This window comes from Mycoplasma sp. CSL7503-lung (genome assembly GCF_025515455.1).
Classification (GTDB): Bacteria; Bacillota_I; Bacilli_A; order Mycoplasmatales; family Metamycoplasmataceae; genus Mycoplasmopsis.
Genome location: NZ_JAOPHP010000024.1, coordinates 1 through 12,377 on the forward strand (window position 1 = coordinate 1; position 12,377 = coordinate 12,377).

Annotated in this window: 7 protein-coding genes; 2 read left to right on the forward strand and 5 right to left on the reverse strand. The window is 23.4% G+C overall.

Annotated features, from left to right (window positions below):
* Window positions 1–84 precede the first annotated feature (84 nt).
* Entirely contained in the window at window positions 85–2,616 is a 2,532-nt protein-coding gene (locus N9R85_RS03345) for a hypothetical protein (protein ID WP_262858582.1), read from the forward strand.
* 82 nt (window positions 2,617–2,698) lie between these two features.
* On the opposite strand, the gene scpB is transcribed toward N9R85_RS03345, so the two are convergent.
* The 5 genes from scpB to N9R85_RS03370 all read right to left on the reverse strand — a co-directional run bounded on the left by scpB (window position 2,699) and on the right by N9R85_RS03370 (window position 5,488).
* Window positions 2,699–3,271: an SMC-Scp complex subunit ScpB gene (scpB, locus tag N9R85_RS03350; RefSeq protein WP_262858583.1), complete on the reverse strand. Its 573-nt coding sequence runs from the start codon at window positions 3,269–3,271 to the stop codon at window positions 2,699–2,701.
* On the reverse strand, window positions 3,261–4,031 hold the full coding sequence (locus tag N9R85_RS03355; RefSeq protein ID WP_262858584.1) for a segregation/condensation protein A: 771 nt from the start codon (window positions 4,029–4,031) through the stop codon (window positions 3,261–3,263). Before N9R85_RS03355 ends, scpB begins: the two co-directional genes overlap by 11 nt.
* Window positions 4,018–4,785: a lysophospholipid acyltransferase family protein gene (locus N9R85_RS03360; protein ID WP_262858585.1), complete on the reverse strand. Its 768-nt coding sequence runs from the start codon at window positions 4,783–4,785 to the stop codon at window positions 4,018–4,020. The genes N9R85_RS03355 and N9R85_RS03360 overlap by 14 nt, the downstream gene beginning before the upstream one ends.
* A gap of 6 nt (window positions 4,786–4,791) precedes the next feature.
* Window positions 4,792–5,109: a 4'-phosphopantetheinyl transferase superfamily protein gene (locus N9R85_RS03365; protein ID WP_262858586.1), complete on the reverse strand. Its 318-nt coding sequence runs from the start codon at window positions 5,107–5,109 to the stop codon at window positions 4,792–4,794.
* Window positions 5,110–5,224: 115 nt separating this feature from the next.
* Entirely contained in the window at window positions 5,225–5,488 is a 264-nt protein-coding gene (locus N9R85_RS03370) for an HPr family phosphocarrier protein (protein ID WP_205851870.1), read from the reverse strand.
* A 967-nt stretch (window positions 5,489–6,455) separates the two neighbouring features.
* Between N9R85_RS03370 and N9R85_RS03375 the strand changes: the two genes are divergently transcribed.
* The gene (locus N9R85_RS03375) at window positions 6,456–12,113 is read left to right on the forward strand and encodes an MGA_1079 family surface serine endopeptidase (RefSeq protein WP_262858587.1); all 5,658 of its coding nucleotides are present in this window, start codon (window positions 6,456–6,458) and stop codon (window positions 12,111–12,113) included.
* Window positions 12,114–12,377 lie beyond the last annotated feature (264 nt).

The following is a 12,377-nucleotide window of genomic DNA, read 5'->3' on the forward strand; positions in this document are numbered from 1 at the left end:
TTGAGTTATATTATTTTCGGTGTTAATATAATATATAATTTAATAAATTAAAATGAAAAAAACTCATATCAATAAAAAATTAATATGAGTTTTGTGTCAAATTTTATTCACCTAACTTACAAAATAATAAATGTTCCTGTTGAAGTAGCAAAAAACAACGTTAGAGAAGAATTAGAAAAAGCTGTTGAAGATATAGATAATGTAAAAATAAATTTAAACGATAAAGCTCTTGATGAAATATCGGAAAAGGCAAATGAATATATTACTATTGCAAAAGAAGCTTTAGAAGGTGAAGATGATGTTAATAAATTACAAGCTTATTTAACAATAACACTAGATAAAAAAACTGAAGTTTTATTATCTGCTAAAAAAATTGAAAATAGAAAAGAAGAAATCAAAGATAATCTTTTAAAAATTAAAGATAGTTTTAATAAACTTAATAACTTTTTTACAGATCAAGACATAAATGTAATAGATGGAATTTCCAAATATTTAGCCTTTAATTTTTCGGAATTTAAGGTTTACGATGAAGGAAATAACTACATTTTTAATTTCTTAGACTTTTATTATAAAAACAGAGAATCAACAAAAGACGATGAAATTGTTCTCCCGAAAGATCTTGTAGTTGCTAAAAAGAAAATGATTGAGTTTTTAAATCAAATAAGCAATGATCAACATTTTATTGATAATATCAAAAATACTCAATTAGAAGATTTAGAGAATTTAAATAAAATTATTGAAAATTGATTGTTCCCTAACTACACTGTAGATAGATTTTCAAATTACAATATTTCAATATTAAGACGTTTTGAAAAATATGATGACCGTACAAGAGATGAAATAGGTGATAATTTTGATAAATATCTTTATAGACCAGTTAGTGGTCCCGGAGCTCCCGGTAGTGGACCTGATGATAACGATGTTGAAATACAAAATTATACAAAAGATACAATGAATAGTGATTGAATGTGACTTGACAATATAAAAAATGATAAGTTATATTCAAAAAATGAAATTATTAAAAATGATAAATATTTAGATACTACATTTAAATTTGATGTAATTTTAAGTGAAATACATGAGTTTTCAATAGAAATTTTAAACAAACAACTTGATAACCTTAAATTATTTATTGACGAAAAAACATCAAAAGACGAAATAACACTAGAAGAATTTGCAAACATAGCTTATTCAGATGAATTTCTAAAAGAGTTATATTTAGCGTATAAAAATGACGTTGATGAAATTTTAGTGAAAACTAATACTAATTATTCATTAAATTCAAGTGAAAAAATAGAAATATCAACATACGAAAAATTTAAAGCATACTATGAAAATATATTAAAATCATTTAAATTATTTGCTGCAGATAATAATAAAAATATAAAAATTAATATTAAAGATATTAAAGAATCATTCATTCAAAGTATAAATTTATACAAAGAAAAAATAGAAAATAATCAAATTCATTTAAATCAATTAAATTCGATTTCTTCAGGTGATTTCAGAGATATTTTTATCTCTTCAATAATGTGGAAATTCAATGAAGAATTAGTTAAACTATCTATAAACGAAAATATTTCTGACACCACAAAAGATGATGGTTATAATCAAGATAAAAATAGTAGCGAAGATAAAGAGTACACATATAAAACTTACAAGAATTGATTAGATAGTAAGGAATCAAACTACAAAAACAATGTACTAAATTGACTTTCAAGCTTTAATTCAAATATAAATGATACATTATTCCAAGATAATGCTTTATTAAGAGAAATATTAGATTTCAATTACCCAAGAGGAGATGAAACAAAAGCTAATGAAGAAAAAAATATATATCTAAATAATGGTCGTTCAGAAAGTATAGCTAGAAAAACAATTCTAAATTATCAAGAAAATGGAATTGATAAAAACTTTAGAAATAACATACAAAATGGTTTTGATTCATTCATATATAACTTATCAAATCAAAATAACAACAAAGAAAACCTTTCAAGCCTATATAGCTATATAAAAAATGCTTTCGAAGGTAAAAAAGAATTTTTCAACAAAGAAGACAACAAAGTAGACACTAATAAATGACAAAGAGAATATTTAGAAGAAAATAATGGTAAAAACCATGAAAAACTTGACTTTTTAGATTTCCATATTAAGAAAAGATTTAAAAAATTAGTAGATTTAATAAATGATAAAAATATTAAATTTGCAATAATAAGCAATGACGATCAATTAAATTCACAAAATAATAATTTAAGCAAATTAAATTATTTAGTAAATAAAAATGATTTTAAATGAGAAAACCCTTATTTTGTGCAAGGTGATTATATGGGTGTAGGATATAAAAATCATTTTATAAACCACTCTGTAAATTATAAAAATTTCATAAATTGAAAATACAATAATATATTAATTAGTTACGAATTACTATATACACTAGTAAAAATTGCAGATTATATAAATTCAAATAATTTTGATGAAAGTAAACTAACTGAAATTTGAAATGCTTTTAAAGAAAGCTTTGATTTTAGCAAAAATGATTACGAAGTTGATTACTTTATTACACAAAATGCTTTCACTATAAATGATAAATTACGTGAATTACTAAATAATATTTAATAATCAAATACCCTTTATAGGGTATTTTTTATAATATAAAAAGAGCTCAGTATATTGCTCGAGCTCTCTTTATATATTATTTTTATTCTTCTCTTTGACTTTGGAATAAATCAAAGTCATTGCCTTCGTTTTCAACACCATCTATATAATTGAAATCATCCATTTTAGGTAATTCTCTTAATGTAGAAATTCTAAAATGATCGTAAAACTTATTTGTTACACCATATAAAACGGGACGTCCTGGTGTATGCGCTATACCTACTTCTTCAATAACACCTTTAATTAATAAAGTATTAACAACTTGCTCAGAAGCAGCTCCACGAATTTTATTAATTTGACTTCTTGTAATAGGTTGTTTGTAAGCTATAATACCCGCAACTTCGATAGCTGCATTTGATAAACGATTAGGTCTTACAATAGAAACCATTTTTGTTACATATTCTTTAACTGTTTCACGAGTTGCTAATTTATAAATATCATTAAAATTAACTACTTTTAAACCTCTACCTTGTTCGTTAAATTCTTTATGAAAATCCATCATTATTTTCTTAGCTTCAGCAAGAGTTTGTGTACCAAAAATTTCTTTAACTTGTTCTAAGGTTAAACCTTCATCTCCTTGAATATATAAAAGTGCTTCAATAATATTATTTTTCATTATAAGATTCTCCTCTAGTGATATAAATAGTATCAAACTGCTCGTCTTGGTGAATTACTAAAAACTGCTGTCTTGCAAGTTCTAGTAAAGCCATTAAAGTTACAACAAAATGGTTTAAAGATGGTTGATTAAATACTTGTTCAAAACCTACTTTTTCATTTAATTTCATTAAGTTTTTAATAAAAGGAAATTGATCAGAAGGAGTCAAATTAAACTTTTCTAACTTCGTTTCACGTAATCTTTGAGCATAAACTCTTTCAAACATTCTACGCATTACATTAATGAGTTTTAAAGGGCTAGAATGACCGTCTAATTTACTATTATCATTATCAAGTAAATATTCTTCAATATCGCTTGGTCTTTTAATAAAGATGTCTTGACGTAAACCTTGAAATGTTTTTAATGCTTCTCTAACATTTTTGAAATGTTCATATTCGATTAATTCTTGAATCAATTTTTGTTTTTCTTCTTCTAGTTCTATGTCCGGTTCATCTTCTGGATCTCTTAAAATCATTCTTGACTTTAAGTTTATTAAGTTAGCAGCCATAGCTAAATAATCACCTGCAACATCTAATTCATCTTCAGTTATTTTGTTAATTATTTCAATATATTGTGTAGCTAATTCTACTAAATTAACTTCCATAATATCTATTTTTTTAGCTTTAATTAATTCGAGTAATAAATCAAGTGGACCATCAAAATTATTTAAATTAAATTCATATTTAGTATCATAGTTTATATTTTTTTTAACTATCTTCATATTTTTCGATTTCCTTATTAACAATCGTTTGAACTCTCTTAGCAACTGATGAAGGAGTTTGCGTCATTAAATCTTTTGCTTTTATTTCTCTTAAAAAGTTAACAGTAATAGTTCTTCTACCTTTACGATTTATATCGAAAGAGTTGAGTGCACCTGAAATAGTAACAGGAATAATATTCATATATGATTCTGCAGCTACTTTGAAAACACCAGCCTTATATTCTCCTACTTCTTCTTTATAAACTCTTTCTCCTTCTGGGAAAACGATTCCAAACCTTTTGTTTTGTTTAACAAAAGCGGTAAATTCCTTGAAAGTGTTTAAACTATTTTTTACAGATTGTTGGTCAATTAAAAATGTATCCATTAATTCCATTGCACGATTAATGTATCTTGAATTTTTTAATTCTTTTTTAGCTATAAAAACAGGTATTCTTTGTTTAATATTATACTCGTTTGATTCTTCTTCTAAAGCGACCATTAAAGCGACAACATCTAAATAAGATTTATGATTAGGCACTAAAATGCTACCACCATTCGAAGGCAAGTTACTTAAACCCTTAACCACTAAATCTATGTTATATATTTTTAACACCTTTTTAGCAACTTTAGTTAAATATGCATATCTTTGTTCTTCACCAATCATTTCTGGTGTTTTTTTATATTTTTTCAACATTCTTTTTATTTTTATCATTTTAAAAAAGAAAGGTATTGCTGAAAATAATATTTTTAACTTAATATTAATTGATTTTTTCATAATTAATTATGTCTCCTTGTTTACAATCACGAAAGCGATTAAAAAATCATCTTCATGAGATATACTAATTGCGAATTCTTCAAATTTTCAAACTTTATTTTCTTTACGTAAGCTTATTTTTGAAAAATCAAAATATTCGTTATTAGCCTTAAAAATTGCTTCCTTAATAGCTCATGATCTAGCTAAAAATAAAGTTTTTTGTTCATCCGGTAGGCTATTATATTCTTCTAATTCGTTTTGACTCAATATTCTCTTAGCAAAAGTTAATGATTTATCATTAAATCTTGAAATTTTTACTAAATCAACACCTACATTATATTTCATATATAAAATTATATTGAATTTATTTATATATATAAATAAAATACTAAATTTAATATTAGAAAATAATTAACTAATTGAATAAAAAATCTCTAGAAAATTTCTAGAGATAATATTATTATATTAATTCAAGTGATACAAATGTATCATGAAGCGCTTTGATAGCCTCGTCTTCATCTTCTCCTGAAACTTTAACAGTAACTTCAGCACCATGTTTAATACCTAAAGCCATAATGTTCATGATTGATTTTAGATTTGCTTCACGACCATTACTTGTTATAAAAGAATCAGATTTAAATTTAGCAGCAGCTTGTGATACTAATGTTGTTGGACGAGCATGTAATCCAATAGGATCGATGATTTTGACTGTAAATTCTTTCATTTTTCACCTTTCTTGATTAAATTTTAACTTAATTAAATTTTAAAACTTAACAAAAATATTATAGCACAAAAGGTGCTAAATAATATTCACTATAAAGAATAATGAATAATTAAATCGTTATATTAATGAAATTCAAATTATAATATTAAATAGTTTTAAAATTCTTTTAATATTATAAATTAATTAACGATAAATCATTATTTTTTATTGATAAAAAATGTAATTATATAAACTATATATTTTTAAGTCTAATATAACTAAATAAATATGAATAAATAATTCAAGTAAAAATTATTTTATAGTATATTAATATTCAAAATAAGTGATATAATTTACTTTGAAAAAATGGCGGAATAATCAGAAAACTTGCTGATAACGCACATCACTATTGTCGAGGCTTGAATGCCTTCATAGCAAAATGTATTTGCGAAGACGTGATGGTTGAAATGAATCTATTATTTATTAAATGACTCACCAAACCGTTATGTTGTTTACTTGTGGCTGTGGTGGCCAAAGACAAACGATACCAAAACATAAGGTCCAGTTGATGTTAACGTGAGTTAACTATAAGGTTATGTGGTGTTGGTCTGATTGAAAATCTGGATGTGTTTTTAAACAATTAAAAACCAAAGTGAAAATCAGTGGGGAGACCCCAACGTTTAATTGGAGAAGTAATTAACCTTCAAGTTGTGCATGAATAAATAAGTAATAGAATCACTTGGGCGACTTGGTTAGTGTCGCTCTTTTTTCTATTTTTTTTATAAAAATGCATAATTCATGTTTTAAAAAAATTAAATGAAGAAAAAATATTTAAATTTGCCAAAAAAACAATGGAAAATTATATTTTTGTTGTATTATATAAAATATTAATCTTAATTTTTTATCAAACCCAAACTTACGAATTTTAAATTGGGTACAAACATATAAATTAAATAGTCTTAAAAGTTATAAAGAAAAGGTAAATAATATGTTAAAAAAGAAAAAAATAATTATAACAGCATTATCGTTGACTACAGCAGCGATTATTTTAGGTACAACGACAGGAATACTATTAAAAAACAAAAATAGTAATCCTGAAAAAAATCAAGAAAAATATAAAAAAGAACTTCAAACACAATTCGAAAATTCTGGTAATCAAGATGAATTTGGTAATTTTAACATTGCTCTTTTAGAAAAATATCCAAAATACTCAAATATTAGTTATTACCAAAAACTAAATAGTAATATTTTGTCTGTTTCTTTAAAATTGAATAAATTATTTGAACTAAATAGTTCTTTAAGCAAAGAAGATAAAAATGATATTTTAAACAATGTTTTAGAGAGATATTCAAAAATACTCGATATAAAAGATAAAAAATTTGATTCTTTTTCGAATGATTTAGATGATTTATCAAGCAAAATATCAGGGATAAATATTGAATTTATAAACAACTTAAGAAATTTAAAAAATGCACTTTTACATTTTGATGCTACTGGTATCGAAAAAATCAAAAAAAATATTATTTTACAATATAAAGTTTTGGAAAACGAAAATCAATACTCTGATTTAAATGATAAAATTATCGATTTCTTAGGTTTATTAAATAATTCCATAATTTTAAATGAAAAGGTTTCTAAAGATAAAGTAAGAAATAATTTCGAAATTAATGAACTACAAACTTTTTTATCAAACCTTATAAACAATGATAATTTTACATACGAAGATATTACAACAGAAAGTATAAACAAAATAAAAAAATTAAATGAATTACTAACAGAATTTGTAAAATATCAAGAAAAAAATGACCAATATAGAGAAATGTTGGAAAATTCACTTTCAAAATTTAAAAACGCCAAAACTATAGATTTAAAAAACAAAATTCTAGAAGAGTATTCAAATACGAAAATAACAAACTTTGATGCTTTTAATAATAATATTTTTAAATTTATTTTTAAATTTGATAACTATTTTTTAATTGAAAAAATACAACCAAAAGATGGCGTTATAATTTCATTTAACAAAGAAAATGATCTTATAGAAATAGAAAACGATATTAATAGTGTATTAAATTCTGATCCTTTAGATTTATCTAAATTTAACGAAGAATTAGAAAATAAAGTTACTGAATTGAGCGTTATTGTAAAAAACAGAAACGACTATGTTGAACTCCAAAACTCTAAAATGGACGATTATATAAATTCTATTGAAGACTATCATTTTAAAAATCCTACAATAAAAGAGATATACTTGTCTAATAAAACGAGTGCATATGATAATTTAGAATTTAAAGAAAATCTAGTAAATAAACTATTAGAAAATGATATTAATATAAATATTATCGAAAGCATAAATGAACATTATCAATTGAATGGATTCACTAATTATCAAGGTGACTTTAATAGTAGTATAAACTCTTTAAAAGAAGATATTAATTCAAGAAAGACTTATGAATTAATTGAAAAAATTAAAGACTATATAAACAAAAATAATATCACTTCTAATGAAAACAACTTTGAGAACAATAAACAATTTCTTATTAACGCAATAAACACTAATAATAAAATATCCGATGAAATTAAAAATAAATTATTATCAAAAACAAACAAATCGCTAACAAATATTGAAATAAACACAATAAATGACGAATTAGAAAAATATGAAAATAATTTTTACGATAATATAAATTTATTAATCGAAAAAATACAAACTTTCAATATTATAAATAACATTAAAGAAGATATTATTTTTAGAACAAAATTAATTAAAACTGTCAGCGAATTTACTTTAAAAGAAAATAATTTAGAAAAGCTAAATAATTTAATTAATAAATTAAATGATAAGATTGTTGGATTTGAAACAAAAATACAAAACAATCAAATTTCAGGTAAAAAAGAATTTGACTTTTATATTTTTAAAAATAAACATAGAAAATTCTTTACAAATATACTTAAACAATATGATTTTAGTGATATAAACATAAATTTTAATAAATTAAATAATATGATAACTGAATTAGAACAAATAGAAAGTGAAAATGACGATAATACAAAAACAGCTTCACAACTTCTTGAAGAACAAACAGTGTCTACATTTAATTTAGAAAACTATTCAAAAGAATCAAAATATAATTTAGATAGTTTAAAAAGCTCAGGATCTTTCACATTAGAAAATGCTCCTCTTTTCTTTGATCACTTTGATAACGATAAATTTAACTATAGAATAAAAGATTTAAAAGTTTCGGGTGATAATTTAGAAATTCTAACAGTTGTTATTGAAGCTAAAATAAAAGGTGTAAATAATTTTTCAATAACATTTGAAAAATCAAAAACATATCAAGAAGGTATAAAAGATGAACTTGATGCAATTACATTCGACAATTTAGATTCATTATTTGATATTAATTATGATTTATTAAATTCTTATACACTTGAAGAATTTAATAATCTAAACGATGAACAAAAAAACAATATTTTTAAAAAATCAAAATTTGAATTAAACAATTTCTTCAAATACAAAATTTCAAATATAACAATAGAAAATAATACTCTAAAGGGAAATGTTGATGTTTTATACAATAATCAAATTTTAAAATCAGTAAATTTAACAGCAATTAATAAATTCATACCAAGAACAACAACAAAAGAAGAGTATTGAGATCAAAATAACAAAAATAAAATATTAGAAATAATTAATTCAAACAACATAGAAAAATTGTTTACAAATATTACACTAAAAGATCCTTCAAATAGATGGAATCACACCGACTTTTTAGCATCACAAGCAAAAGAAAAATTTGATGAATTTTACAATCTTCCTAAATTTGGAAAATATCAAATTTATATTGATTCTGTTGAAAATATTAACGATTTCGGCAGAAGAGCAGATTTAAAACTATGATATACAAAAGATGGAATCGAAGAACCAAAACCTGAAAATGGAATTAACAACAAATTTACGATTAATAATTTTATGTTTTTAAATTATGAAGACATAAAACCTAAAGGTGATTATTTTACTTCATCAGATTTTAATGATCCAAAATATACACAAATAAGTGATGATAATATTCTTAATTTAATAAATAAAATGAATGAATCTGTTATTCATTGAAGACTTGCTCAAGGGCATGTAAATTTTGGGCCAGGTACAATTACAAACTATCGTGCTTTAAATCCAATTAATTTTATGGAGCAAAAAGCCTTTAACAAATTTAATTATTTCTTCAAAATATCTAATACTTTTTGAAATAATAATCAAGGTAGACATACAATAGATTCTGCTGGACCTATTTATGATGAACTAGATTTTATACCATTAAATGATAAAGATAAAATTAATAAAGAAGATGTAACTAGATTTGACAGCGATATAAATCCGCTTGTTAATAATTACTTTTATTACTTTTATGATTTTAAATTAGTAAATAGAAGAGGTTTAAAATTCAAAATAGGGTGAATCAAAAAAGATAATACAAATATTAGATTTACTAACGAAAAAGAATATGAACTAATTAATTTAGTTAACGATTATGAACAAGCTATATATCCTGAAATAATGGTAAATAATATAACATTGGATGACTTAGTATTTAATAAAGAAATTTTAAAATCTAATAGTGCAGAATATTTTAAAAATCATAAAGAAGATTTAAGAAATTCATTCACAATAAAAAATCAAGAAAGCGACGGTTATATTTATTATAATAACTTTAGAATTAAAGCTTCAGATATAAAAATTTCTGATGTACAAAAACTTGAAAATAACCAATTATATATTAAACTAAAAGTTACTTCAAAGAATATACTAAATAACTCAAATAAAGATATAAACGGAAAAAGTTGATATAGAATAACAGGATTTAATGATTCTATCGAAACTGATGATGAACAAATTAACACTCCTCAATTTGAAAACACTTCTTTAAGTACAATTTATATTTCTCACGATAAAATTAAGAGAAAAAGACAAATTGAACCACTCTGAAGAGATCTTCTTTGAAAAGAAGATAAAAATGAAAATAATGCATATTGATATTTAGATAAAAAATATATAGAAAAAACATTATTGAGAGAAAATACTTCTAATGCTAAACTTATTTTTACAATATATGCAGGATTACTAAGTAATGATAAAGAAAAAAATTCAAGAGTTTGAGGAGATAGAGGTTGATTTACTGATGATACTTACACATATACAGTAGATTGAAATAAACTTAAAGAAAATAAAATAATAAAAATAGAAAAAACAGAACCTCATTATACAAAAATTAACAATCAAAATTATGTATATGACATATTCTTTATTTGAGAAGAAGATAAAGGAATAAAAGTAGTAATACAAACAAAAGATAGAAATCAAAAAGTTGTTGTAGGCTCACCTGAAGATTATAAATTTGAACAAAACCAATTATTTGATCCTAATCATGCAATAGTGGTAATGCCATCAGCGGCCAAAGTAAGTATTGAATATACAAATAATTTACAAGACGAATTATTTAACATTAATTCAAATAGATTTGATTATAATGATGTATTTTACACCGATAATAACCAACCTATTTTGTTTAGTAATGATACAAAATTTTTAGATGAATCTGAATATTGACCAAATCAAAATGTTTGATATAAATTTCATGATGGATATCAAACTAATGTTGATACACTAAATTGAAATAAACACGATGAATGAAAACAAGCTAAAGAAACTTGAATGAGATCTGTTCAGTTTATAGGTCCAGGTTATTGAGGTTCAACATCAATAATAGGAAAAGTAAATAATGATCCAAATGACTATAGATATTATTTAATTACAAATAGACACGTTATCGGTGGAAGTAGAATTAAAAATTTTAGTGACATAAATCAAGATAACACAAAATATGAAGCTAACTTTAATTTATTATTAGCCCCTAAACATAGAAAAAATGATATTAATGATTATTATCATGTTCTTTATAGTCATATGGATAAAAATAATATACCTACAACCGTTATATGATCTGGTGTTGAGCAAATAAATAATACCGATCTAAATGAAAAAATTACAGTAGATTTAACCGTATTTATTGGAGATTTTTCTGATGCATATAAAAAAGCTAAACGTGAAGGTAACATGAATATTATTTATAAACTTGATTATATAAATAATAAAATGAATAACGTAAAATTTGATATTCACCCATTAATAGCAAGATCAAACAAAGTGTTTTCAAATCAAAATACTACAATTTTAGGATTCCCTGGTGGTAATATGTCCGGAATTATTAATCGTAGACCTAATTATTTTAATGGTGATGGAAAATATTGAAACAAAAAAATTGATTTTGTAAATATTAAATTAGACGGAGATTATAAGGCGCCAGTATATTTAGGAGCAGGAGGTTCAGGTACAAGTATGTACCTAGATGACAATAATTATATTGCTACTTGAAGTCAAGGATATAAAGGTGTTGAATCATCAGGACCAGCATTTGCTAATAAAGATTTTAACTTTATAGGAATGAATTTTAACGGTGAAAATCCATTTAATTTAAATAACAGTAATTCTTTTGCAAGTCAAATAATAAGAGAAAACTTAAAACATCCATATAAATTTAATTCTCCATGATTCTTCAAAAATGATTATAACGAAGAAGATGACGAATAAAAATAAATCTTTTATATAAAATGAATTTTGTTTTAAACAGAGTTCATTTTTATTTTAATTAACTATTAATAACTCCAAAAAATTAAAACTTGCAAAATTATATTAAAAAAGCAAACTAACTTTTATGTTTAGTTTACTTTGCTAAATTGTAATTTCAAGTGCAACACAATTTATATAAAATATAATTGTGGAGCACTTGAAATTTTTTAATAAAAAAAATGGCCCCACATGAACCGAGGAACCATATGAATTATACAACAAAAA